We start from the raw sequence: 25,111 nt of genomic DNA, 5'->3' as shown, positions 1-25,111 counted from the left end.
GCATGGAGCAGCTCGTGGCGCTCAAGACCAAACTGTTGCTGATCATCCTCGACGGCGTGCCTTACCGGAACTGGCGCCGGCTGATGGGCAACCTCGAAGGCTGGGTGCAGTCGGGCGAAGCGCGGGTATGGAGGATGCGCTCGGTGCTGCCGTCGACCTCGGCCTGCTGTTATGCTTCGATCCACACCGGGGTGCCGCCGCAGGCGCATGGCATTCTTTCCAACGAGAACCGCTTCCGCGTCAGCCGGCCCGACATCTTCTCGGAGGTCACCAGGGCCGGGGGAATAACCGGCGCGGTCACCCACTCCTACTGGTCGGAGTTCTTTCGTTCCTACCCGTTCGACCTCGTCGAGGACATGGAGTATGACGAGCCGGGCGGGCCGATCACGCATGGCCGCTTCCACACCATGACCGGCTACAACGCGCGCAACCAGATGACGCCGAGCGACGTCGACCTGTTCGCCACGCTGACCATGCTGAGCAGCCGCCACGGCATCGACTACGGCATCCTGCACACTTGCACGCTGGACTCGATGGGCCACCGTTTCGGCCATGACTGTCACGAGATGGACCATGCCTGCTACGCGATGGACGGCATGCTGGCCGCTTTCCTGCCGCGCTGGCGCGACGCCGGCTATGAAGTGATCGTCACCGCCGATCACGGCCAGACCGACCGCGGCCACCATGGCGGCCATGATGAGGAGATGCAGGATTTCGCGCTGTATTATTTCGGCGGCGGCAACGGACCAGATGCCGACACGCTGCTCGACCAATTGCAGCTGGCACCGACGGTTCTGAGCCGGCTTGGGGTGGCGATACCCGAGACGATGAAGGCGAAGCCCTTCCTGAGCTAGCTTCCCCTTCACCCACTGGCAAGGCTCATCTTCTTCGGTTAGCCTCCGCAAATTCCTTGGCGGAGGATGAACCTTTTTGAGCCGATCAGCGACAGAGCAGGCAGGAGCCAGGCGGCTCGATCGGTCATGACCGGCGCGATGGAGACCGATCGCGCGCTTGTCGAGCGGGTCGCGAAGGGCGACCGGGCCGCCGTGCGGCTCCTGTTCATGCGCCACCACGCGCGGATATACCGCTTCGTGGCGCGCCAGACGGGATCGGAAATGATGGCTGACGACATCGCGAACGAGGTGTTCCTCGAACTGTGGCGCCAGGCGCCGGGTTTCGAGGGACGTTCCGAAGTCTCGACATGGCTGCTCGGCATCGCCCGCTTCAAGGCGCTGTCCCTGTTGCGCAAGAAAAAGGAAGACTGGATCGACGACGAGGCCGCAGCCGCGGTGCCCGACGGCGCCGATACGCCCGAGATCGTTGCCATGAAGGAGGACAAGAGCACTGCCTTGCGCCGCTTCATCGATGCCTTGCCGCGCGAGCATCGCGTGGTCATCGATCTCGCCTATTATCAGGGGCAATCGGTGACCGAGATCGGCGAGGTGCTCGACATCCCGGTCGCGACCGTCAAGACCCGCATGTTTTATGCCCGCAAGAAACTCGGCGAAGCCCTCAAGGCCGCCGGTTACGACAGGGGGTGGCCATGAGCGCCGCTGAAAAGATGTCGCGCCGCGACGAAATGGAAACGTTGCTGCCGTTCTACCTGAACGGTTCGCTGGAAGGCTCGGAACTGGAGGCCGTCGAGGAATGGCTGGCCAGCGATCCGACGGCGATGGCCGCCCTTGGCGAGGCGGAGGCTGAATTCTCCAGCACCGCGGCCGCCAATGAGGCGATCCGTCCGCCGGCCGACGCGCTGAGCCGCTTTTCCAGGGCGCTCGATGCCGAGGCTGGCCCGGCGCGCGCTCCCGCCGGTTCGTCCTGGTTGGCGCAGGCCTGGAGCCGCTTCATGGCGCTGCCGGTCGGCGTCGCCTGGGCGGCGGCCGCGGCTCTGCTGGCGCTGGTCATGGTGCAGTCGGTCGTGCAGCCCGGCGGCAAGGGCGGCAATTTCGAGATCGCGGGCGCGCAGGACGAGATGGCGAAGATGCCGTTCGCCCTGGTCAAGTTCAAGCCCGACGCGAAAATGTCTGACATCGCCGCCTTTCTCGGCAGCAGCGGACTGAAGATCCTGGACGGACCGACCGCCGAGGGCGTGTTCCGGCTCGGCATTCCGGCCGCCAACGCGGCCGACTACACCAGGCAACTCGGCCTTGTTGCCGCCCAGCCTTTCACCGACACCGTGATCGAGGGAAGGAAACCGGCCGATGGCGGCTGAGGCGGTCATCCGATTTGCGGCAATTCTTGCGGCAGCGATGACGATCGCCACCGGGCCTGCGTCGGCGCAGGGCAACGACGCCAATGCCAACCGGGGAAAGATCGACTGCCGCGACGGCACCGATGCGGCGGGCGCCGACTGTGGCAAGGACGGCAAGAGCATCAGTGACGGCGCGGCCGGTGCCGTGTTTCTTCCCGCCCTGATCGTCGACCTGTTCCCCAATCCGGCCGCTCCCGCGGCACCGGTGCCGACGCCACGGCCGGACCCGGCGGCGCCGCCCGCCGGCACGCAGGCCGGACTGCCTTCGGGCGGGCCGATCGTCTCGCCGAGCGATCTCATCGCCGTTCAGCCGCCACGCGCCGTGGCCGGCGATTTCGTGCCCGACGAGGTGCTGGTGACCGTCGATGGCGATGCGGGCGCCGTGCAGCAGATCGCCGCTTCCTTCGGCCTCGATGTGCGCTCGCAGCGGCAATCATTTTTGCTCGGCACCACGCTTGTGCGCTTCGGCATTCCCGACGGTCGCCCCGTCGGCGTGGTGCTGGCGCAGCTTGCCGCCGACAGCCGCACGCAGCGGCGTGAGCCCAACCATATCTATTCGCTTCAGCAGGCGGCGGGCATCGTCAACTATGCGTTCGAGCGCATCGCGCTCGACGCCAACCAGGCGAGCGGCGAGAACGTCCGCGTCGCGGTAATCGATACCGGCGTCGACGACACCAATCCGACGCTGGCCGGGGTCATCGCCGGCCAGTTCGACGCCATGCCCGACGTGCCGGTCGAAAAGCGCGACCACGGCACCTCAATCGACGGGCTGATCGCCGGCGTCGGCGCGCTCAAGGGCATGGCGCCCGGCGCCAGGATCTATCACGCACGTGCCTTCGAAGGCGGCAAGTCGACAATGGACGTCATCCTCGCTGCGCTCGACTGGGCGGCCGAGCAGGACGTGCGCATCATCAATATGAGTTTCGTCGGTCCGAAGAACGACCTGCTCGGCATCGCCTGCCGCAATGCACGCGCGCTCGGCATGGTTCTGGTCGCCGCCGCCGGCAACAACGGGCCCAAGGCGCCCTATGGCTACCCGGCCGCCTTCGACGGCGTCATCGCGGTGACCGCCACCGACGCCAGGGATGGGCTGATGCCGCAGGCCAATCGCGGCGCCTATGTCTTCATCTCGGCGCCGGGCGTCGAGATGGTGGCGCCGAGCGGAGCGGGCTCGGATGTCGTCACCGGCACATCGTTCGCCGCCGCGATCGTCTCGGGCGCCATCGCCAATCTCATCCACGCCGCGCCGGACCGCTCGGCCGACGCCATCGAAAAGGCGCTTGCCGCAACGGCCCGGGATCTCGGTTCGAAAGGGCGGGACGATGATTTCGGCTACGGGCTGCTGGACATCAAGGCCGCCGAGACGGCGAAGGAATGATCCTTGGCAACATGCTCCTAAATTCAGTCGGCTATTTGCGATGGCCGAGACGGGACGAATGCTGGACTAAACATCTAGAGGGCCGGACCCAACCGAACGGCGCTTCCATCATAGAAGCGTGACAGCCGAAAGCGGCTGAGATCATGCCCACTCGCGTTACCCTGAATCAGGTCGGAAACGACGCGACCGATTCCAGGTCCGATACCGAAGCCGTGACCACTCATTCCCGTGGCCACGAAAAGACCGACGACTGCCCGGGCGTGATCCACGACGGGGACGACATCGGGCATGGCGTCAATCATGCCTCCCCAGCCTGCCTTCAAGCGAACTGTTTCGAACTGTGGAAAAAGGCGTCTGAAATTGCGCTCTACAGAACGGAGGCCGGAGCGTTCAGCGGCCGGGTTGAGCACCCGCATTCTTTCGAAAGGACTCTGGGAATCCGGGGTCCAATCGCGCGGGGTCGACCAGCTATCAGGGTAACCCGATGGAGCGCACGGAAAGTAGCGGGTTCCGAGCGGATTGGCCATGAGGGCGGAAAGATACTTGGTGGCGTGCCGGAATGCGTCAGGCCCCAGGTAAAGCAAATTACTGCCTCCCGGGGCGAGCGTGTATCCGCCATCCTGTCGGCGCCTGAAAGCGATGTGTTCGTCCGCTGCCGCACCTGCATAGATTTCAGGCATAGGCTCCGTTGCGGCTACGGTTACCCTGACGCTGAGTTGGGGAATGGAGACGCCGTGTCTTCTCAGGAACAGGGACGACCAGGCGCCGCCCGCGACCAGTACGCTGGAGCTTTCAATGTATCCCGCCTCGGTCCACACTCCTCTGATCCTGCCGGCTGAGATTTCGAGGGTTCGCGCTGCGCAATTCTCTATGATCTTGGCGCCTTTTCGGACGGCAAGACGAGCAAGCGCAGGTACCGCCAACCAAGGCTCCGCGCGCATGTCGGAGGGCGTCGTCATCGCGCCCTTGAACTTGCGCGACATGCCCTTGATGAGTTTCGCGGTTTCGTCCGCGTCCAGGAGGCGAGTGTCGAGCCCATGGATCGCGGCGATCTTCATGAATTCTTCGAAACCGGCCATGTCCTTGTCGGAGTTCGCCAGATAGGTCACACCTGTCTGGTCCAGCCCGATGTCTTCGCCGCATTCCTCAGCCAGTTGCCGCCATAGGCGAAAAGCCTCGATGACAATTGGCAGTTCATCTGCGTCGCGCCCCTGCTTTCGAATCCAGCCCCAATTTCGGGACGATTGTTCGGCCGCAACGCGGCCTTTTTCCAGCAGCGTGACCGGAATGTTCCGCTCCGCCAGGAAAAGAGCCGTCGTTACGCCGATAATGCCGCCACCAATGATGACCACCTCCGAACGCTTCGGCGGTGGGCCAGGATGTTGGATTGGATCCATTTCGGAGAACGGGAATATGGGCAAGTGGGCATCCAGGAGGGCTGGTTGATGGCTTCGGCTTACTGGTTGCCACCCTCTAAAAGCCAAAGCAAGCGCGGTGCAGGCAGACCACTATCCATGACACTGCAATCGATCTTCCGGCAACGCCCGCAAGCGGTCGAACTCGGCCCCTCGGAGCGATTGGCTCTAACCCTAGGCAGGCGCTCCGGCAACCGACCCCCTGATCACCAGGTCGACCGGCCAGACCTCGCCGCGCGGGCCCTCCTCCAGGCCCGATATCCGTGCGGCCAGACGCTCGGCGATGCGGGCGCCGGCGAGCCGGATCGAGGAGCGCGTCGTCGACAGCGGTACGGAGAAATTCTCCGGCTTCAGCCATGGGAAGACGTCGTCATGTGCAATTAATGAGATGTCGCCGGGGATGCTCAGGCCGAGGTCGCGCACGGCGCGCACGACGCCGAGCGCCATGATCAGGCTGGAGCAGGCGATCGCGGTCGGCGCGCCGTCCTGTTCGAGCAGGCGCCGGGCGGCGCGATAGCCGTTCTCCTCGGTCATGGCAACGGAGCAGACATGGCGGTCGCCCAAGGTCAGGCCGCTCGCGGCGAGCGCCCGGCGCACGCCTCGCTCGCGATGCACGGCGAAGGTTTCGCGGTCATCGCCATTGATCAGCGCCAGCCGCCGGTGGCCGAGCTGGACGAGCAGCCGTGCCGCCTCGTAAAAGGCGCCCTCATTGTCGATGTCGAGATAGGGATAGTCGAAATCGAAACCTTCGCTGCGGCCATGGATGATGAAGGGTATACCGAGCGTGTTGACCAGCGCCACACGCCGGTCGGCCGGCGTCGGCGAGGAGATGTAGACGGCGTCGACCTGGCGGTTGGCGACGATGCGCCGGTAAGTCGTCTCCTGGTCGTCGGCGTCGGCGGGAGACAGCACCAGGTCGAGCTCGTGCGAGCGCGCATAATCGCCAAGGCCGGACAGGAATTCGACGAAGTGCGGGTCGATGTCTACGGCAGCACCCGTCGGCAAGATATAGCCGATCATTCCGGACTTGCCGGTCGCAAGCCGGCGTGCGCTCGGATTGGGGCGATAGCCATGGCGCTTGGCGGCGTCCATGACGCGCCGGCGCGTCTCTTCGTTGACCTCGGGATAGCCGTTCAGCGCCCGGCTTACCGTGGTCTGCGAAAGCGCCAGCATGTGCGCGAGTTGCTTCAGGTTCATGAGAGGCCTCCATGCCTCAAAGCGCTTTTAAATTGAATCGACCCAAGCCCTGCGGCAGGCCCGGCATGTCATGGCGACCATAGGCAGGCTTGGTGCAGGTTTGAAACATAAATTGCTGCTGCACTGCCAAAAAAGCATGCTGCAGCGCGATTTTCCAGGCGCCAGACTCCGGAATTAAATCGATTAAGTTACCACGCCTCTTGACTTCTGGACGATTCAATGGCGAGATCGAAATAGCCAAAGCGCTTTGGAAGACTCTTCGAAAGGTTGCGGTTCCTTTCCGACTGAGTCACAGTCCTGCGGCGTCGGCGGGCGGAATGGAGGTTCCGTCCGGTGTTTGTGACCCACTGGGAGGGAATACCGATGAAGAAAATGCTTTTGCTGGGCGCCGCGCTTGCCGTGCTCGCCCTCGGCGCGCCCGCGCAGGCCGAACTGAAGTTCAAGCCGGGCGAGGACAAGCGTTTCAACTGGGCAAACTACGAAGAGCTCAAGAAAGTCGACCTCAAGGGCGAGACCCTGTCGATCTTCGGGCCATGGCGCGGCGAGGACGAGACCCTGGTGCGCGGCGTACTCGATTATTTCTCGGAAGCCACCGGCGCCGAGATCAAATATTCCTCCTCGGAAAATTACGAGCAGCAGATCGTCATCGACACGCAGGCCGGCAGCCCGCCCAACATCGCCGTTCTGCCGCAACCCGGCCTGATCCAGGACCTTGCTTCCAAGGGTCTCTTGACGCCGCTCGGCGACGACACCGCCAAATGGGTCAAGGACAATTACGGCGCCGGCCAGTCATGGGTCGACCTCGGCACCTTCAAGGACAAGGACGGCAAGCCGGGCTTCTTCGCCTTCCCCTACAAGGCCGACGTGAAGTCGCTGGTCTGGTACTCGCCGGACAATTTCGAGGAAGCCGGCTACAAGGTACCGAAGACGCAGGAAGAACTCGCCGACCTCGAGAAGAAGATTATCGCCGACGGCGGCACGCCATGGTGCATCGGGCTCGGCTCGGGCGGCGCCACCGGCTGGCCGGCGACGGACTGGGTGGAAGACCTGATGCTGCGCACGCAGTCTCCGGAAACCTACGACAAATGGGTGAAGAACGAGATCCCGTTCAACGACCCGGCCGTGGTCAATGCAATCGACATCTTCGGCAAGATCGCGACCGACGACAAGATGGTCGATGGCGGCGCCAAGGCGGTCGCGGCGACCGATTTCCGCGACAGCCCCAAGGGCCTATTCGCGGTGCCGCCGAAATGCTACCTGCACCATCAGGCGTCGTTCATCCCGACCTTCTTCCCCGAAGGCACGAAAATCGGCCAGGACGCGGACTTCTTCTACTTCCCGCCTTATGCGTCCAAGCCCGAACTCGGCACCCCCGTGCTCGGCGCCGGAACGCTGGCGATGATCACCAAGGACTCGAAGGCCGCCCGCGCGTTCATCGAATTCCTTAAAATGCCGCTGGCCCATGAGATCTGGATGGCCGAAGGCGGTTTCGTGACGCCGTTCAAGGCGGTCAACAAGGATGCCTATGCCAGCGATGCGCTGCGCAAGCAGGGCGAGATCCTGGCCAATGCCTCGACTTTCCGTTTCGACGGGTCGGACCTGATGCCGGGCAAGATCGGCGCCGGCGCCTTCTGGACCGGCATGATCGACCTGGTCGGCGGCAAGTCGGCGCAGGACGTCGCCACCGACATTCAGAAGAGCTGGGACGCGATCAAGTAAGAGCCGCACCCGCGGAGGCCTAGGCTTCCACCTCCCGAGCGGATCCGGGCCAGTTGGCCCGGATCCGACCGGCCCCATCGCAACATCCCAGCCCGGCCAACCGGGACGGGTCAGATCCAGTCTTGACAGCGTAGACATTCCGGCATGCGGCGGGCACGGAGCCACACGCTTCCCTGCCTGCTCGCGCTCAACAACGAGATCGGCGCGCGGCGCAATCGCAAGGATCGTTTCCATCCTGGCGGGTCGTGCAGGGAGAGGGACCCATGGCGGCTCAGATTTTCTCGGCCATATTCGTCATCATCATCGGCGTCGGCGGCTGCGTCGCCTATTTCTGGGGCGCCAACAAACTGCTCGACGGCACCTTCCCCTCGCGCGGCGTCTCGGGCGCCGCCGCCGTCGACAATCTGCGCCGGCAAGGGCTGATCCGGCCCTGGCTGTTCGTCGGCCCGGCGATGATCATCCTGACCATCTACCTCATCTATCCGGTGGTCGAGACGCTGCGGCTGTCCTTCCTCGATCGCGGCGGCGCCAATTTCGTCGGCCTGGCCAATTATCAATGGGCTTTCGGCGACCGCGAGTTTCGCAATTCGATCCTCAACAATGTGCTCTGGCTGGCCGTAGTGCCCGCCGCCTGTACCTTCCTTGGCCTGATCATCGCCGTGCTTACCGACAAGATCTGGTGGGGCACGATCGCCAAGAGCCTGATCTTCCTGCCGCTGGCGATCTCCTTCGTCGGCGCCAGCGTCATCTGGAAATTCATCTATGAGTATCGCGGCGAAGGCCAGACGCAGATCGGCATCCTGAACGCCATCATCCAGCATTTCGGCGGCCAGCCGCAGGTCTGGATATCGCTGCCGTTCTGGAACAATTTCTTCCTGATGGTGATCCTGATCTGGATCCAGACCGGCTTTGCCATGGTCATCCTGTCTTCGGCGCTGCGCGGCATTCCGGAAGAGACGCTGGAAGCCGCCGTCATCGACGGTGCCAATCCGTTCCAGATCTTCTGGAAAATCATGGTGCCGCAGATCTGGGGCACCATCGCCGTGGTCTGGACCACAATCACCATCCTGGTGCTCAAGGTATTCGACATCGTCCTGACCATGACCAACGGCCAATGGAACAGCCAAGTGCTGGCCAATCTGATGTTCGACTGGATGTTCCGTGGCGGCGGTGATTTCGGCCGCGGCGCGACAATCGCCATCATCATCATGATCGCGGTCATTCCGATCATGGTCTGGAACATACGCCAGGCCAACAAAGAGACGGGAGGACATTGAGATGACCGTCGCGACCGGAAACTCCTTCGCCAGCCGCTTCGGCGTTCACATCGCCGTCCTGGTCTTCGTTGCGATCTGGACCATGCCGACGCTCGGCATCCTGGTATCGTCGCTGCGCGACAAGGACCAGATCATCGCCTCGGGCTGGTGGAACTCGTTCGCCAGTTCGACCCAGACCGAAGCTGGACGCCTGCCGCCCGCCTCGGCGCAGGTCGAGAAGGACGGCAAGTTCGTCCTCCAGGGCAACATTTTCGGCGATGGCGCCAAGCGCGAGATCAGCGCCTTCGGCGTCAAGTCGGCGGCACCGACGCAATATCCGGCCGGCACATCGGCCGATCTCGGCGACGGCGTTACCTTGCAGCTCAATGCCGACGGCAGCTTCGTCATGACCTCGCCCAAGGCGTTCGAGGGCGACCGCGGCCAGCGCGTCTACTATGCCTCCTCGGCGCCGCCGAAATTCACCACCGACAATTACAGGACCGTGCTGTTTTCGGAAGGCATCGGCCGCTCCTTCATGAACTCGCTGACCGTCACTATCCCGGCGACCGTCATCCCGATCCTGATCGCCGCCTTTGCGGCTTACGCTCTGGCCTGGATGCGCTTTCCCGGGCGCGCGCTTCTGATCGCGGTCATCATCGGCCTGCTGGTGGTGCCGCTGCAGATGTCGCTGATCCCGCTGTTGAAGCTCTATAACGGCGTCGGCGCCTTCTTCGGCGTGCCCTCCAAGACCTATCTCGGCATCTGGCTGGCGCATACCGGCTTCGGACTGCCCTTCGCCATCTACCTCTTGCGGAGCTACATTGCCGGCCTGCCGCGCGAGATCATGGAATCGGCGCGCATCGACGGCGCCAGCGATTTCGAGATATTCGTCAAGATCGTGCTGCCGCTGTCATTTCCCGTGCTGGCGTCCTTCGCCATCTTCCAGTTCCTGTGGGTATGGAACGATCTCCTGGTGGCGATGGTTTTCCTTGGCACGGAGGCGGATCAGATCGTGCTGACCGCCAAGCTCAATGCCTTGCTCGGCTCGCGTGGCGGCGACTGGGAGATCCTGACGACGTCGGCTTTCGTGACCATCATCGTGCCGCTGATCGTGTTCTTCTCTTTGCAGCGCTATTTCGTCCGCGGGCTGCTCGCAGGCTCGGTGAAAGGAGGCTGAAACCATGCAATCCGCTTTGAAAGCCAGTTCGAGGCCCGATCTCGCCGTCGATAGCGACTGGTGGCGAGGTGCCGTGATCTACCAGATCTATCCGCGCAGCTACCAGGACTCGAATGGCGACGGCATCGGCGACCTCAAGGGAATCATCGGGCGGCTGCCCTATATCGCCGCGCTCGGCGCGGACGCCATCTGGATCTCGCCCTTCTTCAAATCGCCGATGAAGGATTTCGGCTACGACGTCTCGGATTACTGCGACGTCGACCCGATGTTCGGCACGCTGGCCGATTTCGACGCGCTGACGGCGGAGGCGCACAGGCTGGGGCTGAAGGTGATGATCGACGAGGTGCTGTCGCACACCGCCGACATCCATCCCTGGTTCAGGGAAAGCCGATCGAACCGCAGTAATCCGAAAGCCGACTGGTACGTCTGGGCCGATCCCAGGCCGGACGGCACGCCGCCCAACAACTGGCTGTCGATCTTCGGCGGATCGGCCTGGCAATGGGACACCAGCCGCCAGCAATATTACCTGCACAACTTTCTCGCGGAACAGCCGGACCTCAATTTCCACAACGGCGAAGTCCAGGACGCGCTGCTCGACGTGACCCGCTTCTGGCTGGAGCGCGGTGTCGACGGGTTCCGCCTCGACACCATCAATTTCTACTTCCACAGCCAGGGGCTGGAAAACAACCCGCCGCTGCCGCCGGAGCAGCGCAACGACCAGACCGCACCCGCGGTCAATCCCTACAACTACCAAGACCACATCTACGACAAGAGCCGTCCGGAGAACCTCGGCTTCCTCGAACGCTTCCGCGCCCTGCTCGACGAATATCCGGCAACGGCCGCGGTCGGCGAGGTCGGCGATTCACAGCGCGGACTGGACGTCGTCGCGGCCTATACAGTCGGCGGCAAGCGCGTGCACATGTGCTATTCCTTCGATTTCCTGGCGCCGGAAAAGATCAGCGCCGCCAAGGTCCGTTCGGTGCTGGAAACCTTCGGCAAGGTTGCCAGCGACGGCTGGTCGTGTTGGGCCTTCTCAAACCATGACGTGATGCGCCCGGCCTCGCGCTGGGCCGCCAACGAAGCCGACCCGACCGCCTATCTCAAGGTTATCTCGGCATTGCTGATGTCCTTGCGCGGCTCGGTCTGTATCTATCAGGGCGAGGAACTGGGGCTCGGCGAAGCCGAATTGCGGTTCGAGGATCTGCAAGATCCCTACGGCATCCGCTTCTGGCCGGAATTCAAGGGCCGCGACGGCTGCCGCACGCCGATGGTGTGGGACGGCAGCGCCAGGAATGGCGGCTTCTCCCAGGCAAAGCCGTGGTTGCCGGTGCCGGCCAAGCACCTGTCGCAAGCCGTCAATGTCCAGCAAGGCGACGAGCATTCGCTGCTCGAACACTACCGACGCTTTCTCGGCTTCCGCCGTGCCCATCCGGCGTTGGCCAAGGGCGATATCAATTTCATCGAAAGCCAGGGCGACACTGTCGCCTTCACGCGCCGCGCGGGCAACGAGCAGATCGTCTGCGTCTTCAACCTGGGATCCGGGCCAGCGGAGGTTGACCTTGGCGGTCGATCGCTGCAACCTTTGCCCGGACACGGATTTTCGGGACAGCAGAGCTCCGGCTCCATCCGCCTCGGCGGCTACGGCGCCTGGTTCGGGCGCATCGACTGAATTCTAGCGACCACTGGAGGGAAACATGGCCGATGTCACGCTGAGGCAAGTGAAGAAATCATACGGCAATCTCAACATTCTGCACGGCATCGACCTCGACATCAAATCGGGCGAGTTCATCGTCTTCGTCGGGCCGTCGGGTTGCGGCAAGTCGACATTGCTGCGCTCGATCGCAGGGCTCGAGGAGATCACCTCGGGCGAGCTCAGAATAGCCGGCGAGGTGGTCAACGACGTGCCGCCGTCGAAACGCGGCATCGCCATGGTGTTCCAGTCCTACGCGCTCTATCCGCATATGACGGTCTACGACAACATGGCGTTTTCGATGAAGATCGGCAAGGAAAGCAAGGCCGAGATAGACAAGCGCGTGCGCCAGGCGGCAGAGATCCTGCAGCTGACCAACTATCTCGACCGCCTCCCCAAGGCGATGTCGGGCGGCCAGCGCCAGCGCGTGGCCATCGGCCGCGCCATCGTGCGCAACCCGAAGGTGTTCCTGTTCGACGAACCGCTGTCGAACCTCGACGCCGCGCTGCGCGTCGCCACCCGCATCGAGATCGCCAAGCTCAAGGAATCGATGCCCAACACCACCATGATCTATGTCACCCACGACCAGGTCGAGGCGATGACGCTGGCCGACCGCATCGTGGTGCTGAAGGAGGGCCATATCGAGCAGGTCGGCACGCCGATGGAACTCTACAAGAAACCCGGCAATCTGTTCGTTGCCCAGTTCATCGGCTCGCCGGCCATGAACATCCTGCCGGCGACCATCGACAAATCGGGCAATCCGACCGTCATCAGTCATGTCGGCGGCCGCAAGGCTACGGTGCCGATCGCGACGCCGGCCTCGGCCAAGGGCGCGTCGGTGAGCTTCGGCGTGCGGCCGGAGGACCTGACGATCGCCGGCGGCACGGACTATCTGTTCGAAGGAACGGTGGATTATGTCGAGCAGCTCGGCGAGGTGCAACTCGTCTATGTCGACATCGGCCGCGCCGACCTGCCGCTGGTGACCAAGCTGCCGGGCAATGTCGAGGTCAAGCGCGGGGCGACACTGCGGCTGAGCGCCGACGCCGGAGACCTTCATATCTTCGACGCGGATGGACGATCCTTCGCGCTGCACGAGACGGAAGCGAAAGCGGCCTGAGAGCAGGCCATGAATTAATTGCCGGTCACGCAAGAACAGGAGCGGCGGGCAAAGCCCGCCACTCCTGTTTGGTGTCAGCTTCGGCTGTTAGTGGCCGAAGAGATTCCGGTCACTGCCCTGAGGGGCGGACTTGTGTACATCGCCCGACGAATTGAGCAGCTTGTAGACGGGCGAGCCGCTGTCGCGGATCGAAGCCGTGTGCGCATTGTCGACCGAGGTGACGGCAGGCTGATTGGCGCCATTGGAGCCATAGTTGTCGCTGCTGGCGAAAGCGCTGCCCGAAACGGCCAGGACGGCGGCGGCAGCAAGGATGATCTTTTTCATTTCAAGTCTCCTGAATTCTCAAATTCCACCGCAAAGGCGGGCTTGCCCGCCATCTGCTGCAGGATCGGCTGTTAGTTGTTGCCGAAGAGGTTATGGTCGGCACCCTGAACAGGTGCCTGGGCAGCCGGAGCCGACGTCTTGGTCGAAGCGGTGTATGAGCTGTCGGTCGAAGTGGCCGCGGGCTGGTTGGCGCCATTGGAGCCATAGTTGTCGCTGCCAGCAAAAGCGCTGCCCGAAACCGCCAGAACGGCGGCGGCAGCAAGGATGATCTTCTTCATTTCAAGTCTCCTGAATTTTCGAATTTCGCCAGGACGGCGGAAGGCCCGCCGTCAACTGGAGATCAGCTGTTAGTTGTTGCCGAAGAGGTTGCGATCGGCACCCTGAACAGGCGCTTGGGCAGACGGCGCCGACTTCTGGACCGAAGCCGTGTGCGCGTTGTCGACCGAGGTGACAGCAGGTTGGTTGGCGCCATTGGAGCCATAGTTGTCGCTGCCGGCGAAAGCGCTGCCCGACACGGCCAGGACGGCGGCGGCAGCAAGAACGATCTTCTTCATTTCAAGTCTCCTGAATTCTCAAATTTCGCCAGAACGGCGGAAGGCCCGCCGTCAACTGGAGAGCGGCTGTTAGTTGTTGCCGAAGAGGTTGCGATCGGCACCCTGGACAGGCGTCTGGGCAGCCGGTTCCGACTTCTTGGTCGAAGCGGTGTACGAGCTGTCGACGGCGGTGGCCGCAGGGGCATTCGAACCATAATGGTCGCTACTAGCGAAGGCGCTGCCGGAAACAGCCAGAAGGGCGGCGGCAGTGAGAATGATCTTTTTCATTTTTTGATACTCCAGTATTTTTCCGTCCGTCTAGCGGCGTGTCTTGGGAGGAAATCGCGTCGTTCGGACAGCCCCGATGTGGGAAAGCCATACCGCCATTTCCAATCACGAAGTTTTTCCGTGTGGACCAAGTTTCCACCACTTGAAATTGTGCCAGAGCCTTCAACATTCGTTTTTTTCTGTTTACTATCAGTTGGTTATGCAAACGCGTCGCGCGATCACCAACTGTGTCGAAGGCCCAGTGTTCACACCGTCCTGCACGCATCGTCAACAGAAACGAACCGTTCGGTTCGATTTTAGAGGGCGCTAACAGTCACTTTTCGAAACCGTTAACCTTTTTTGCCTCCGCCACGAGACGGAATCCGAGGCGGCGACCTGAGGCTTTCTGCCCTGCAACGGCGGCCGCGCCGTTTCCAATGCGTGTCGCGCGGCATGGATGCGATGTCGTTTTCATGCCGACGACAAGCCGGCGATCATGGTTAGATCCTGCCATCTCAGGTGCCGCCGCGTGACGACGAGGCGGAGAATTGGGAAGCCGGTCAGAATCCGGCGCTGCCCCCGCAACGGTGGTGGAGTTCAGGTCGCAACGGGAGACCACTGGGCGGAGGCCTGGGAAGGTGTCGCGACAGTCCGCAAGGGCAGCTCCAGAGCCCGGAAACCAGCCCGAGATGTTTGACTCGACTGATCGCGGCGGGCGGTCAAGAGGCGGATGGTGCATGTCCGGCGCAAGCCGGCGCGCGGCTTGATCCTTCCTCTCTCCCCTCCGTTCAGTCCTTCGATGCGAGGACAGGACTTCAATGCGAGGACAGAACATGGATGCGCGCAACGACATGCTGAAACGGCTGCAAGGCCGCAGGGACGGCTTCTCGCTCGAGCAGCCCTTCTATACCGATGCCGACTACTTCAAGCTCGACATGGAGCTGATCTGGTACCGCGACTGGCTGTTCATCGGCCATGATTGCGAACTGCCCCGGCCCGGCAGCTTCATCACCGTGCAGATCGGCGACTATCCTGTGGTGCTGGTGCGTGACCAGAAGGGCAACATCAACGCCTTCCACAATTCTTGCCGCCATCGCGGCAGCCGCGTCTGCAACACAGACAAGGGCACGGCGGCGAAGCTCGTCTGCCCCTACCATCAGTGGACCTATGAACTGGACGGCAGGCTGCTGTTCGCCAGGCAGATGGCCGAGGGTTTCGACAAGAGCCAGTTCGGCCTGAAGCCGGTCGCCTGCGAAAGCATCGGCGGCTACATCTTCATTTGCCTCGCCGACGAGCCGGCGGATTTTGCGCCGATGCGGACGATGATCGAACCCTATTTGGCGCCGCACCGGCTGCGCGAAGCAAAGGTCGCCTTCGAGAGCACCATCGTCGAGAAGGGCAATTGGAAGCTGGTCTGGGAAAACAACCGCGAATGCTATCATTGCGCCGGCAACCATCCGGAGCTCTGCAAGACCTTCCCGGAGGCGCCGACCGTGACTGGCGTGCAAGACGCCGACAGCGACCCGGAGATGCTGGTGCACTGGGCCAAGTGCGAGGCGGCAGGCCTGCCGAGCAGGTTCCGCATCGACCCGGCCGGACAGTACCGTGCCACCCGCGCGCCGCTGCTGCGCGATGCCGTCAGTTATACGATGACGGGAAAACGCGCGGTCAAGAAGAACCTGTCCGACGGCGTTGGCACCGACCGCATCGGCTCCTTGCTGCTCTATCACTATCCGACGACCTGGAACCACATCCTCGGCGACCACGCCGTCACGTTCCGCGTGCTGCCGATCAGCGCCACCGAGACTGCGGTGACGACCAAATGGCTGGTTCACAAGGACGCGGTCGAGGGCGTCGACTACGACCTCGCCGAACTCACCCATGTCTGGACCGAGACCAACGGCCAGGATCGTCGCATCGTCGAGGAAAACGCCTTCGGCATCCTGTCGCCGGCCTATGAACCCGGCCCCTATTCCGAACTGCACGAAGGCGGCGTCATCCAGTTCGTCGACTGGTACGCGCGTTTCATCGGTCCGCGCCTCGCCGAAGACGGCCGGCCGGCCCTGCGCAGCGTTGCTTGAGAGGTGAGGGATGAATGCGATGACGGATCTCGGCCTCTATCGCCATCTCGATCAGATGGCGCCCTGGAACGACAGGCTCCAGGTGCTGGAAGTGATCGGCGTGAGCGACGAGGCGCCTGATGTAAAGACTTTCACCTTCCGCTCCGACAACCAGACCTGGTTCCGCTACAAGCCGGGCCAGTTCGTGACGCTGGAACTGCCGACAGCGGATCGGTTGCTGATGCGCACCTACACGCTGTCGTCTTCGCCTTCACGGCCATTCTCGATCGCGGTGACGGTGAAGGCGCAGGCCGGCAGCACCGGCACACGCTGGATGTTCGACCATTTGAGGCCTGGTTCGCACGTCAAGGCGTATGGGCCGGCCGGAGACTTTTCGCTGCACAGCCACCCGGCGGCCAAATATCTGTTCATCTCGGCCGGCTCCGGCGTGACGCCGATGATGTCGATGCTGCGCTGGCTGAATGACTGCGCGCCATGGACCGATGTCGGCTTCGTCAACTGCGCACGCCGCCCCGAAGAGATCATCTTCCGCAAGGAGCTGGAATTGCTCGGCAGCCGCATGCCCGGCCTGTCGCTCGGTTTCATGATCGAGGAGCGGTCGAGCCGGGAAGGCTGGTTCGGCCATATGGGCCGCATCGACGCCATCCGGCTGCCGCTTCTGGCGCCCGATTTCCGAGAGCGCGAAATCTTCTGCTGCGGCCCCGACCCCTTCATGCGTGCCGTGCGCGGCATGCTCGAAGCCGCCGGCTTCGACATGGCGAGATACCATCAGGAGAGCTTTGCAGCGCCGCTGGTGGAGGAAATCCCGGCGCCGTTCGCCTCGCCGACTGGAGACGGCGCAGCCATTCCTGTCGAAGCCGCGACGCCGATCCGGTTCTCGATTTCGGATGTCGATGCCGCATGCGTCGCCGGCCAGACGGTGCTGCAGACGGCGCGCGCCTCGGGAGTCAGAATCCCCGCCGCGTGCGAATTCGGCCTGTGCGGAACCTGCAAGGTCAAGAAGCTCTCGGGCGAGGTCGAGATGAGCCACAATGGCGGCATCCTCGATCACGAGATCGAGGATGGCTTCATTCTCGCCTGCTGCTCCAAGCCGCTTTCGGCGCTTGAGATCGAGGCGTGACCGGCGGCTGGCTGCGAGCCTCCGACGCCGCTTAGTGAGCGTCGCCTGAGTCCGTTTCGCTGCGACACGCTTTTGGAGCGAAATCCGACGGCCATTCAGGGAGTGATCAGCTTCACAGAAGGGAAATAAGTCCGGTAGCGGCCGATATCACGCGTCAGCAGCGGAAGGCGTCCGACGGCTGCGTGGGCGCCGATGAAAAAGTCAGGCAGTACGCCGGTCCTGGATCCTCCCGATCTGCGATATTGTGTAAATGCTTTTCCGGCAAGGAAGAGGGCTGCTCTTGGCATCGGAACCATTTCTAGACCGGCCGCCTCGACAAACGCCTCCAGATCCTCGATGCGTGCGTAGCGGACGGCAAGCTCGGCATAGACCGCATCATTGATCAACAACGGCCCATCGAGGCTCGCTGCCTCGAGATGGGCGACCGACCAATCCGCCCAGCTCGGATCGTCCGTAACAACGTCGAGCAGAACGTTGGTGTCGACGAGCGTCACCGTTCGGAACGCGTCAGCGCCATGATCGCGTCCGTCGTGAGCCCCTCGCCGGCATGACCTCGCAACTTGGCGAAGCGGCTCGCCGGCTGCTTTTTGTCAGCACGGGTCAGCACCACGCTGCCATCGGCAGCGCGCCGGAAATCGACCTTGCTTCCCGGGACGATCTCCAGGAGATCGCGAACCGGTTTGGGGATGGTCACTTGTCCCTTCGCTGTAACGGTCGTCGCCATCTTCGTTCCTCGGTAATACCATGTCTCCCGAAGGTATTACCTTGCGGTTCGAATTTCAAGGCCTGAAGCGTCAATCCCCGGCCGGGAGGCGGGCTCGTCGACCGACAAGCCCGCCATCCCTGCATTCATGTCAACGCGATGTCTCAGCCATTGGCGAAGGGCACGGCGACATAGATCTGGGCATCGCCTCGTTCCACCAGCAGCAGCACCGATTTGCGGCCTGACTTGCCGGCCTGCGCGATCGCCTGCGTGGCCTGCCTGGCGCTCTTCACCGGCATCTGGTTGACGGCGATAATGATGTCGCCGGGCTGGACGCCGGAAGCCGCCGCCGCCTTGTTGGGATTGACCGCGGCGACCACCGCGCCACGCTGGTTGTCGGGGAGGTTCATCTGCTGGCGAATATCGGGCGTGATGTCCATCAGGCCGAGCCCGATCGCCGGCAGGCGGGCGCCCTGCCCGTTTCCCGGCGCGCCGGAATCACCAGATACCGACGCGGTCTGCGCATCGTCGCCATTGCGGCCGACGTCGACGGAAAGCTGCATGGTTTTGCCATTGCGCCAGACGTCGAGCGTTTCCTTCTTGCCGGGCGAGACATCGGCGACGGCACGCGACAGGTCCTTGGGGTCCTTTATCTCCTGGCCGGCGAAGCCGGTGATGAGGTCCCCCGTCTGGATGCCGGCCGCGGCCGCCGGCGAGCCCTCGGTGACCGAGGAGACCAATGCGCCGCCGGGGTGATCGAGACCTATGGCACTGGCAACGTCCGGGGTCACCGGCTGGATCTGGACGCCAAGATAGCCGTATTCGATTTCGCCGCCCTTCATCAGCTTGGCGACCACCTTTTGCGCCTGGTCGGACGGAATGGCGAAGCCAACGCCGACGCTGCCGCCATTCGGCGAATAGATCGCGGTGTTGATGCCCACGACGTTGCCGCTCACATCGACCAGCGGACCGCCAGAGTTGCCGTGGTTGATCGGCGCATCGATCTGGATGAAATCGTCGAACGGCCCGCTGTGGAGATCGCGGCCGCGCGCCGAGACGATACCTGAGGTGACCGTGGTGCCGATGCCGAACGGATTGCCGAAGGCCAGCACTTGATCGCCCGGCATCAACTTATCAGAATCTCCCCATTTTACCGTCGGCAGGGGCTTGTCGGCCTTGATCTTGATCACCGCAAGGTCGTTCTTGGCGTCGCGGCCGACCAGCTTGGCGGGAAGCTCTGAACCGTCGTCAAGCGTCACCTTGATCGAGCTCGCGCCGTCGATGACATGGTTGTTGGTGACGATGGTGCCGTCGGCGCCGACGATAAAGCCGGATCCGAGCGCTTCGGCGCGCTGCGACTGCTGCGGCGGCGCTTTCGGCCCGGGCATGCCCTGGTCGCCGAAGAACTGGCGGAAATAATCGTCGAAAGGCGAGCCGCCGCCGTCCAGGGGCGAGGCATCGCTCATGGCGTCCGGTTGCCCCTTCATGACGGTCGTAACCGTCACCACGGCCGGCTTGTCGGCTGCCACGATGGGGGCAAAGGAGCCGTTCGGGGCCGCTACGCCGGCTACGGGGGTCTGTGTCGTACCGACGGCGTTGTGGACCTCGTTCGGGCTTTCGGCGAAGGAGGCCACGATGGGAGAGATGATCAGCGCAGCGCCCAGCAGGGCCGCGACGCGATGTCTACGAAGAATGCTTATGGGTGACATGGTCGTTCTGTCCGGGCGAGAGTTGAACCTGGGCCGCGGATGGTTCGGGGGAAAACACCCGTCGGCTGTCGACAGCCGGATTGCCTGTCTCGCCGCGCATGGCAGCCGGCCGGATCGACAAACCAGCATCTAGGGCGCGGATTGGCCCGATTTAGGGTTTTCGGGCGACCTTACGAAGATTTAATTTTAGAGCCGGCTTATGGACCAGCCGCTCGGCTGAGATAGGCCGAGGCGATCTCGCGCATGCGCTCGCCGTCGAAACTCGGGCCGTGACCGCCATGGCCGATGCGGATCGGCAGGTCGAGCAGACGCCGCATGGTGAGGCAATAGGCCGACTTGTCGGAGTCTGGCAGGTCGTCGATCAGCCGGTCGTCATAGATGGCGTCGCCGCTGAAGAACAGGCCGTCTGCTTCGTCGAACAGCGCGATCGAATCCGGCGAATGCCCGGGCAGATGCAGCACGCGGAAGCGGCGGTCGCCGAGATCGACGACATCACCCTCGTCGAGGGTGCGCGTCAGCGGCGCTGGCGGGATCTTGTAATCCGCAGCCTTCCAGCCCGGTGCCGGCAGTCGCGAGACGGCGCCGTCGAGGTCGTGGAACATGTAGGCGTAGGTCGCCGCCTCATCCATGTTCTCGAACTGCGCGGCACTCACCCTGGGTCCCGCGCGCAGCGCGAATTCATGCAGCGAGCCGACATGATCGAGATGGATGTGGGTGGCGACGACGATGAGCGGTTTGCCGGCCCGGGTTTCGATCTCCGGCGCCAGCGGGCAGATGCCCATGCCGGTATCGACCAAAAGGTCGGCGTCGCGGCCGGTGAGATGCCAGATGTTGGCGCGCACATAGTCATGCACGAACGGCTCGGTCAGCATCGTCGTCTTCTCGTCGACGATGCTCCTGCTGAACCAGTTCTCCATCAGAAGCGGCCCGGCATCAAGCGTGAGCCCGGCATCAGGTGTGAGCCTCGCATCAGGTGTGATCCTGGAATCAAGTATGGTCCCGACATCAGACGAAGGGCTTTCCGACCTTGTATTTTTCCGGCACCAGCCGCTTCAGGTAAGCCATGCCGGCGTCGGACAGATGGTTGGCGTCCGGCTTCATGAAGTTCTCGGGCATGTGACGGGTCTTGCCGGCCACGTTCTTCAGCGGCACCTTCTTCAGCACGGTTTTGGTGCCGTCATATTGCAGCGCCACGGAGCCGCCGCCCTGTTCGGCCACGGTGACCGCGAACGCTCCCGCGTCGAACGCCTCCTGCGCGTCGACGGCGCTGATGGCGCCGACATAGCCGCGCGGCATGTAGCCCAGCGCATCGACGCGGGCGCGCTTGCCCGGCAGCCCTTCGGCGAGCGCCCGCTCGAGTGCCGCCGGCAGGTCGCTGCCCGATAGCTTGACATTGCCATGCTGGTCGCGCTCCAGCTTCTCGGGCGGGACCAGGCTTTCAACCAGCGCCTTGCCGTCGGCGGTGCTCACCCCTTCCGAAACGGCGACGATGCAGCGCTTGTGGCGGTCGAGCGTGGCGCGCACGTCCTCGATGAAGGCTGTGGCCGAGAACGGCCGCTCCGGCACGTAGACGAGATGCGGACCACTGTCGGGATCGAGCTGCCAAGCCGCGGCCGCGGCCGTGAGGAAGCCGGCGTGCCGGCCCATGACGATGCCGACATAGATGCCGGGCAGAGCGCGGAAATCGAGATCGACGGACAGGAAAGCGCCGGCGACGAACTCGGCCGCCGAGATGAAACCCGGCGTGTGGTCGTTCTCCTCGAGATCATTGTCGATGGTTTTGGGCGCATGCACGAACGCGATCTTGCCCCCGGCGGCATCGGTCAGGATCTGCTGCGTGCCCGACGTGTCATTGCCGCCGATGTAGATGAAGGCATCCGCGCCGGCCTTCTTCAGGCCGTCGAGGACGACCTCGCAATAGGCTGCATCCGGTTTGTCGCGCGTCGAGCCAAGGGCCGCGCTCGGCGTTCCGGCGATCAGCCGCAGGCGGTCTTCCGGGACGGCGGAGAGGTCGATATAATTGCCGTCGCGGATACCGCGCACGCCGTGGATGGAGCCCAGGACCTTGGCGCCGGGATGCCGCTTGCGGATCTCCAGCGTCGCCCCGACCACGGTCTGGTTGATGACGGCCGTCGGGCCGCCGCCCTGCGCGATGACGAAAGTTCCGGCCATTGGTGAAATTCTCCCGGGCGATTGGATTTCAGGCACCTTCGCCTGTCTTTGGCCATCGCGCAACGGCAGAAACGACCGGCCGCGCCAGCGGCCGCGAGGTGAGGCTTGAGCTAGACGACGACGACCGGGTTCTTCTTGGAAACGCGGCTGTAGAGGTCGATGATGTCCTGGTTGATCAGGCGCACACAGCCCGACGACATGGCCTGGCCGATGCTCCACCATTCGGGCGAGCCATGGATGCGGTAGCCGGTGTCCTTGCCGTCCTGATAGATGTAGAGAGCGCGCGCCCCGAGCGGGTTGGTGAGGCCGCCGGGCTGGCCGCCCTGCCATTTTACCAATTCCGGCTTGCGGGCGATCATTTCCGGCGGCGGGGTCCAGGTCGGCCATTCCCGTCCGTACTGGATGTTGGCGCGGCCGGACCAGCGGAAGCCGTCCTTGCCGATGCCGACCCCGTAGCGGATGGCGTCGCCCCCCGGCTGGACGAGGTAGAGCATGCGCTCATTGAGATGAACGACGATGGTGCCGGGCGCTTCGCCCGTCTGGTCGACGACGATCTGGCGGCGGAATTCCGGCTTGATCTTGAGGTAGGGCACCTCGGGCACGTTGAAGCCGCCGTCGCTCAGGGACGCGTACATCAGGTCGGGGCTGGTGACGTTCTTGTCGACGCTGATGCTCGGCCGGATCGGCCGCACAGAGCCGGTGACCGTGTCGTCGAGCTCAAGCGCCGGCAGGCCGCCGCCCGAAGTCGAGCAGCCGGCGGCGCCAAGCAAGGCCAACGCCCCTGCCCCGGATAAAACGGCGCGGCGGGAGACAAGACTATCGGTTTCGATTGCGTCGCCGTTTCGCGGCGGCCTCAGACCTTGCGGCAACTCACGCATGTACCCAAACCCTACGCTGTCGGCGGGAAGCACGGTCCGGCCGGATGACGAGCATTTTCATCATTCATGGTTGATAAAGCGTGAAGGCCTTGCGCTGCCTGCATTTGCGAACAGGCTGGGCGCCATTGCGCCCTCTCCGGTATCGCCAACCAGCGTGCCCTGCACGAAATCACCTCGGGCGGGTCATGATCCCGGCGCCAGCGTGTCAAAAGCGGGGGCCTCCATGTGCAAGACCTGAAAGATCAACCTCGAGCTTCTCGCCGAGATCGTGAACCTGTCGGGCGGCTCGACTGACGCCGAACTGCCGTTGGCGGGGGTAGAAACAAACCGCTTTACATTCTCCTGGACCGAAGGATTTATCCTCTTCTTTGAGCTCAAAGGAGACGAGCATGTCCTTCGAAAACTGGGCCGCCTTCGCTGCCGCGTCGACCATCCTTCTAGTCATTCCGGGACCGACCATCCTTCTGGTCGTGTCCTATGCCCTCGGCCAGGGCTGGCGCACCGCACTGCCGATGGCTGTCGGCGTGGCGCTGGGCGACTTCACGGCGATGACCTTGTCCATGCTGGGCATCGGCGCCCTGCTGGCAGCTTCGGCCACCGTCTTCACGATCCTGAAGCTGATCGGCGCTGCCTATCTGGTCTATCTCGGCGTAAAACTGTTCCGGGCCGGCGGCGCGCTCAAGGCCGAGCCGCGCACCGATGCCGTGTCCTCCGCCAGGATGATGGGGCATGCCTGGCTGGTCACCGCGCTCAACCCGAAAAGCATCACCTTCTTCGTCGCTTTCCTGCCGCAGTTTCTGGACCGGCACGCCGATTTCTGGACGCAGATGCTGATCTTCGAGACGACCTTCCTGGCGCTCGCCTTCGCCAATGCCTTCGGCTACGCGCTGATCGCGTCGCGAGCGCGCAACCTTGTGCGCAACCCCAGGGCGATCCGCGTCTTCAACCGCACCGGCGGCACGCTGCTGGTCGGCGCCGGCATCGCCACAGTGGCGATGCGTTCAGGGAATTGAACAAGGCGGATTCGCTCAACGCACAGCGTTAGTGCTGCCCTCACCTGCCTGCCGGCGGATGAGGGGCAGCGCCGACTTTGCGCACGAAAACAGCGCGTCTCACCACTTGATGCTGACGCCGAGATTGCCCTCGAGGATGCGCCGCTTGTCGCCGCCGAGATTGGTGGTGTAGTCGCCGGTGGCGAAGAGGCTGACCTTGTCCGTCACCTTGGCGGTGACGCCGGCGCCGAATTCGAACGAGGTCGAGCGGCTTTCGGTCGAGATGTCGGTGGTGTCGAAGTTGACGTGATCCGTGCCACCGAAACCGTGCCAGAGATTGGCCTTGAGGTAAGGTTGCAGCGCGGTGCCGTTCAATGTCGTCTCGCCCTGCAGGCGCAGGCCGAGGCGCCCGGTGACGTTGTCGTCGAGATCGAAGGAAACCGACGCGAAGCGATCCTCGGCATCGTCGAGCGATAGATGCTGCCAAATCAGTTGCGCCTGCGGTTCGAGCGTCCAGCCTTGCGCCAGCGCGATCGGGTAGCCCCCTTCCAGCGAAGCGGTGACGCCGGTTCCTTTGACATCGATGCCGATGTCGCGGGTCGAGGTCGCATCGCCGCTGAAAAAAGTGGCCATGACGACCCCGTCCAGGTACCAGCCCCCGGGACCGATACGGGTCCAGTAGCCGCCGACGCTGGTGCCGCCGAGATCGATGTCGCCGACGCCCAGATCGTTCTGCCCCAGCGCCTGGCCGCGCACATCGCCGTTCATGCTGGCATAGGCGATGAACAGGCCGGCACGATCGACGCCACCTGAAGCGGTTTCCTGGCCAAACACGTCGAAGCCGCCCTGGAACCCGAACAAGGTGCCGTTGAACGACGGCGAAACCGTTCCCGACCAGCCCATCTTCGCGTCCTGGCCGAAGATACGGCCCCAGACCGGAGAGAGTTCGGTGTTTGACAAGAGGCTCTGTTCGCCTCGCCGTTCATGGAAAGTGCCAAGTGTCGTCATCGCCAGATGCTCGGCCACCGGCGGAATCGCCGAATAGACCGGGACCTCGACACGGTAGAGCAGGATCTCCTCCCCTGCCGCGGGCGTCGGAAGATCGGGCACCGCAGTCGGGACGGGCGGGGGC

26 protein-coding genes and 1 riboswitch are annotated in these 25,111 nt (G+C 63.5%); of the genes, 12 read left to right on the top strand and 14 right to left on the bottom strand.

Translation table 11 applies throughout. The features are described 5' to 3' along the window. Positions 1-14: 14 nt before the first annotated feature. The 4 genes from FJ428_RS29105 to FJ428_RS29090 all read left to right on the top strand — a co-directional run bounded on the left by FJ428_RS29105 (position 15) and on the right by FJ428_RS29090 (position 3,629). Entirely contained in the window at positions 15-854 is an 840-nt protein-coding gene (locus FJ428_RS29105; RefSeq protein WP_140567860.1) for an alkaline phosphatase family protein, read from the top strand. 126 nt (positions 855-980) lie between these two features. After that, the gene (locus FJ428_RS29100) at positions 981-1,547 is read left to right on the top strand and encodes a sigma-70 family RNA polymerase sigma factor (protein ID WP_140512795.1); all 567 of its coding nucleotides are present in this window, start codon (positions 981-983) and stop codon (positions 1,545-1,547) included. Next, positions 1,544-2,212, top strand: a complete 669-nt coding sequence (locus tag FJ428_RS29095) for an anti-sigma factor (RefSeq protein ID WP_140880696.1) — start codon at positions 1,544-1,546, stop codon at positions 2,210-2,212. Before FJ428_RS29100 ends, FJ428_RS29095 begins: the two co-directional genes overlap by 4 nt. Next, positions 2,202-3,629: a S8 family serine peptidase gene (locus FJ428_RS29090; protein WP_140880694.1), complete on the top strand. Its 1,428-nt coding sequence runs from the start codon at positions 2,202-2,204 to the stop codon at positions 3,627-3,629. The genes FJ428_RS29095 and FJ428_RS29090 overlap by 11 nt, the downstream gene beginning before the upstream one ends. A gap of 74 nt (positions 3,630-3,703) precedes the next feature. Here FJ428_RS29090 and FJ428_RS29085 read toward each other — a convergent pair whose 3' ends face one another. The 3 genes from FJ428_RS29085 to FJ428_RS29075 form a co-directional block, all read right to left on the bottom strand. Further along, positions 3,704-5,050: an FAD-binding oxidoreductase gene (locus FJ428_RS29085; RefSeq protein WP_140880692.1), complete on the bottom strand. Its 1,347-nt coding sequence runs from the start codon at positions 5,048-5,050 to the stop codon at positions 3,704-3,706. Positions 5,051-5,218: 168 nt separating this feature from the next. Then, a complete protein-coding gene (locus tag FJ428_RS29080; protein ID WP_140880690.1) occupies positions 5,219-6,241 on the bottom strand; it encodes a substrate-binding domain-containing protein in 1,023 nt (340 codons plus the stop codon). Positions 6,242-6,257: 16 nt separating this feature from the next. Next, positions 6,258-6,461, bottom strand: a complete 204-nt coding sequence (locus FJ428_RS29075; RefSeq protein WP_210242258.1) for a hypothetical protein — start codon at positions 6,459-6,461, stop codon at positions 6,258-6,260. A gap of 143 nt (positions 6,462-6,604) precedes the next feature. Between FJ428_RS29075 and FJ428_RS29070 the strand changes: the two genes are divergently transcribed. The 5 genes from FJ428_RS29070 (at position 6,605) to ugpC (ending at position 13,200) form a co-directional block, all read left to right on the top strand. After that, positions 6,605-7,960 (top strand): ABC transporter substrate-binding protein, encoded by a 1,356-nt coding sequence (locus FJ428_RS29070; RefSeq protein WP_140880688.1) that lies wholly within the window; start codon positions 6,605-6,607, stop codon positions 7,958-7,960. A gap of 263 nt (positions 7,961-8,223) precedes the next feature. Beyond that, a complete protein-coding gene (locus FJ428_RS29065) occupies positions 8,224-9,237 on the top strand; it encodes a sugar ABC transporter permease (protein WP_140880686.1) in 1,014 nt (337 codons plus the stop codon). A gap of 1 nt (position 9,238) precedes the next feature. Continuing rightward, positions 9,239-10,393, top strand: a complete 1,155-nt coding sequence (locus FJ428_RS29060) for a carbohydrate ABC transporter permease (protein ID WP_140501212.1) — start codon at positions 9,239-9,241, stop codon at positions 10,391-10,393. Between the two features lie 4 nt (positions 10,394-10,397). Further along, positions 10,398-12,062: an alpha-glucosidase gene (locus FJ428_RS29055; protein ID WP_140880684.1), complete on the top strand. Its 1,665-nt coding sequence runs from the start codon at positions 10,398-10,400 to the stop codon at positions 12,060-12,062. A gap of 25 nt (positions 12,063-12,087) precedes the next feature. Beyond that, positions 12,088-13,200, top strand: a complete 1,113-nt coding sequence (gene ugpC / locus FJ428_RS29050) for a sn-glycerol-3-phosphate ABC transporter ATP-binding protein UgpC (RefSeq protein WP_140501216.1) — start codon at positions 12,088-12,090, stop codon at positions 13,198-13,200. 87 nt (positions 13,201-13,287) lie between these two features. Here the strand turns inward: ugpC and FJ428_RS29045 are convergent, their stop codons facing one another. The 4 genes from FJ428_RS29045 to FJ428_RS29030 all read right to left on the bottom strand — a co-directional run bounded on the left by FJ428_RS29045 (position 13,288) and on the right by FJ428_RS29030 (position 14,345). Beyond that, the gene (locus tag FJ428_RS29045; RefSeq protein ID WP_140501218.1) at positions 13,288-13,524 is read right to left on the bottom strand and encodes a DUF680 domain-containing protein; all 237 of its coding nucleotides are present in this window, start codon (positions 13,522-13,524) and stop codon (positions 13,288-13,290) included. 71 nt (positions 13,525-13,595) lie between these two features. Then, complete coding sequence (locus FJ428_RS29040; RefSeq protein WP_140880682.1) at positions 13,596-13,802, bottom strand: DUF680 domain-containing protein; 207 nt, start codon at positions 13,800-13,802, stop codon at positions 13,596-13,598. A 69-nt stretch (positions 13,803-13,871) separates the two neighbouring features. Beyond that, positions 13,872-14,078, bottom strand: a complete 207-nt coding sequence (locus FJ428_RS29035) for a DUF680 domain-containing protein (RefSeq protein ID WP_140525616.1) — start codon at positions 14,076-14,078, stop codon at positions 13,872-13,874. 69 nt (positions 14,079-14,147) lie between these two features. Beyond that, positions 14,148-14,345, bottom strand: a complete 198-nt coding sequence (locus FJ428_RS29030; protein WP_140501224.1) for a DUF680 domain-containing protein — start codon at positions 14,343-14,345, stop codon at positions 14,148-14,150. A 479-nt stretch (positions 14,346-14,824) separates the two neighbouring features. Further along, positions 14,825-15,027: riboswitch (cobalamin riboswitch) on the top strand. A gap of 130 nt (positions 15,028-15,157) precedes the next feature. On the opposite strand from FJ428_RS29030, the gene FJ428_RS29025 reads away from it, so the two are divergent. Continuing rightward, complete coding sequence (locus FJ428_RS29025) at positions 15,158-16,405, top strand: aromatic ring-hydroxylating dioxygenase subunit alpha (RefSeq protein ID WP_140880717.1); 1,248 nt, start codon at positions 15,158-15,160, stop codon at positions 16,403-16,405. Between the two features lie 19 nt (positions 16,406-16,424). Beyond that, entirely contained in the window at positions 16,425-17,525 is a 1,101-nt protein-coding gene (locus FJ428_RS29020) for a hybrid-cluster NAD(P)-dependent oxidoreductase (RefSeq protein ID WP_140567874.1), read from the top strand. A 95-nt stretch (positions 17,526-17,620) separates the two neighbouring features. Here FJ428_RS29020 and FJ428_RS29015 read toward each other — a convergent pair whose 3' ends face one another. The 6 genes from FJ428_RS29015 to FJ428_RS28990 all read right to left on the bottom strand — a co-directional run bounded on the left by FJ428_RS29015 (position 17,621) and on the right by FJ428_RS28990 (position 22,987). Continuing rightward, entirely contained in the window at positions 17,621-18,019 is a 399-nt protein-coding gene (locus FJ428_RS29015) for a type II toxin-antitoxin system VapC family toxin (RefSeq protein ID WP_140567877.1), read from the bottom strand. Then, complete coding sequence (locus FJ428_RS29010) at positions 18,016-18,249, bottom strand: AbrB/MazE/SpoVT family DNA-binding domain-containing protein (RefSeq protein WP_140517783.1); 234 nt, start codon at positions 18,247-18,249, stop codon at positions 18,016-18,018. The genes FJ428_RS29015 and FJ428_RS29010 overlap by 4 nt, the downstream gene beginning before the upstream one ends. A gap of 143 nt (positions 18,250-18,392) precedes the next feature. Further along, complete coding sequence (locus FJ428_RS29005; RefSeq protein ID WP_140558907.1) at positions 18,393-19,937, bottom strand: DegQ family serine endoprotease; 1,545 nt, start codon at positions 19,935-19,937, stop codon at positions 18,393-18,395. Between the two features lie 197 nt (positions 19,938-20,134). Continuing rightward, positions 20,135-20,854, bottom strand: a complete 720-nt coding sequence (locus FJ428_RS29000; protein ID WP_140501235.1) for an MBL fold metallo-hydrolase — start codon at positions 20,852-20,854, stop codon at positions 20,135-20,137. Between the two features lie 88 nt (positions 20,855-20,942). Continuing rightward, the gene (locus FJ428_RS28995) at positions 20,943-22,109 is read right to left on the bottom strand and encodes a diphosphate--fructose-6-phosphate 1-phosphotransferase (RefSeq protein ID WP_140558908.1); all 1,167 of its coding nucleotides are present in this window, start codon (positions 22,107-22,109) and stop codon (positions 20,943-20,945) included. 110 nt (positions 22,110-22,219) lie between these two features. Further along, positions 22,220-22,987: a L,D-transpeptidase gene (locus tag FJ428_RS28990; protein WP_140517780.1), complete on the bottom strand. Its 768-nt coding sequence runs from the start codon at positions 22,985-22,987 to the stop codon at positions 22,220-22,222. Positions 22,988-23,376: 389 nt separating this feature from the next. On the opposite strand from FJ428_RS28990, the gene FJ428_RS28985 reads away from it, so the two are divergent. Further along, complete coding sequence (locus FJ428_RS28985) at positions 23,377-24,000, top strand: LysE family translocator (protein ID WP_140517779.1); 624 nt, start codon at positions 23,377-23,379, stop codon at positions 23,998-24,000. A 99-nt stretch (positions 24,001-24,099) separates the two neighbouring features. Here the strand turns inward: FJ428_RS28985 and FJ428_RS28980 are convergent. Further along, positions 24,100-25,111, bottom strand: a 1,012-nt coding sequence (locus FJ428_RS28980; protein ID WP_140880680.1) for an autotransporter outer membrane beta-barrel domain-containing protein, incomplete at its 5' end; no start/stop codon positions are given.

This window comes from Mesorhizobium sp. B2-8-1 (assembly GCF_006440955.1).
GTDB lineage: Bacteria > Pseudomonadota > Alphaproteobacteria > Rhizobiales > Rhizobiaceae > Mesorhizobium.
The sequence above is the reverse complement of the archived record's forward strand: the minus strand, read 5'-3'. Positions and strand labels throughout refer to the sequence as shown.

Coding starts and splice junctions, on each gene's coding strand:
- FJ428_RS29065 (WP_140880686.1), top strand. CDS start 8,224: ATGGCGGCTCAGATTTTCTCGGCCATATTCGTCATCATCATCGGCGTC.
- FJ428_RS29095 (WP_140880696.1), top strand. CDS start 1,544: ATGAGCGCCGCTGAAAAGATGTCGCGCCGCGACGAAATGGAAACGTTG.
- FJ428_RS29100 (WP_140512795.1), top strand. CDS start 981: ATGACCGGCGCGATGGAGACCGATCGCGCGCTTGTCGAGCGGGTCGCG.
- FJ428_RS29055 (WP_140880684.1), top strand. CDS start 10,398: ATGCAATCCGCTTTGAAAGCCAGTTCGAGGCCCGATCTCGCCGTCGAT.
- FJ428_RS29010 (WP_140517783.1), bottom strand. CDS start 18,249: ATGGCGACGACCGTTACAGCGAAGGGACAAGTGACCATCCCCAAACCG.
- FJ428_RS28995 (WP_140558908.1), bottom strand. CDS start 22,109: ATGGCCGGAACTTTCGTCATCGCGCAGGGCGGCGGCCCGACGGCCGTC.
- FJ428_RS29035 (WP_140525616.1), bottom strand. CDS start 14,078: ATGAAGAAGATCGTTCTTGCTGCCGCCGCCGTCCTGGCCGTGTCGGGC.
- FJ428_RS29020 (WP_140567874.1), top strand. CDS start 16,425: ATGACGGATCTCGGCCTCTATCGCCATCTCGATCAGATGGCGCCCTGG.
- FJ428_RS29025 (WP_140880717.1), top strand. CDS start 15,158: ATGGATGCGCGCAACGACATGCTGAAACGGCTGCAAGGCCGCAGGGAC.
- FJ428_RS29040 (WP_140880682.1), bottom strand. CDS start 13,802: ATGAAGAAGATCATCCTTGCTGCCGCCGCCGTTCTGGCGGTTTCGGGC.
- FJ428_RS29070 (WP_140880688.1), top strand. CDS start 6,605: ATGAAGAAAATGCTTTTGCTGGGCGCCGCGCTTGCCGTGCTCGCCCTC.
- FJ428_RS29080 (WP_140880690.1), bottom strand. CDS start 6,241: ATGAACCTGAAGCAACTCGCGCACATGCTGGCGCTTTCGCAGACCACG.
- ugpC (WP_140501216.1), top strand. CDS start 12,088: ATGGCCGATGTCACGCTGAGGCAAGTGAAGAAATCATACGGCAATCTC.
- FJ428_RS28985 (WP_140517779.1), top strand. CDS start 23,377: ATGTCCTTCGAAAACTGGGCCGCCTTCGCTGCCGCGTCGACCATCCTT.
- FJ428_RS29005 (WP_140558907.1), bottom strand. CDS start 19,937: ATGTCACCCATAAGCATTCTTCGTAGACATCGCGTCGCGGCCCTGCTG.
- FJ428_RS29030 (WP_140501224.1), bottom strand. CDS start 14,345: ATGAAAAAGATCATTCTCACTGCCGCCGCCCTTCTGGCTGTTTCCGGC.
- FJ428_RS29090 (WP_140880694.1), top strand. CDS start 2,202: ATGGCGGCTGAGGCGGTCATCCGATTTGCGGCAATTCTTGCGGCAGCG.
- FJ428_RS29060 (WP_140501212.1), top strand. CDS start 9,239: ATGACCGTCGCGACCGGAAACTCCTTCGCCAGCCGCTTCGGCGTTCAC.
- FJ428_RS29045 (WP_140501218.1), bottom strand. CDS start 13,524: ATGAAAAAGATCATCCTTGCTGCCGCCGCCGTCCTGGCCGTTTCGGGC.
- FJ428_RS28990 (WP_140517780.1), bottom strand. CDS start 22,987: ATGCGTGAGTTGCCGCAAGGTCTGAGGCCGCCGCGAAACGGCGACGCA.
- FJ428_RS29000 (WP_140501235.1), bottom strand. CDS start 20,854: ATGGAGAACTGGTTCAGCAGGAGCATCGTCGACGAGAAGACGACGATG.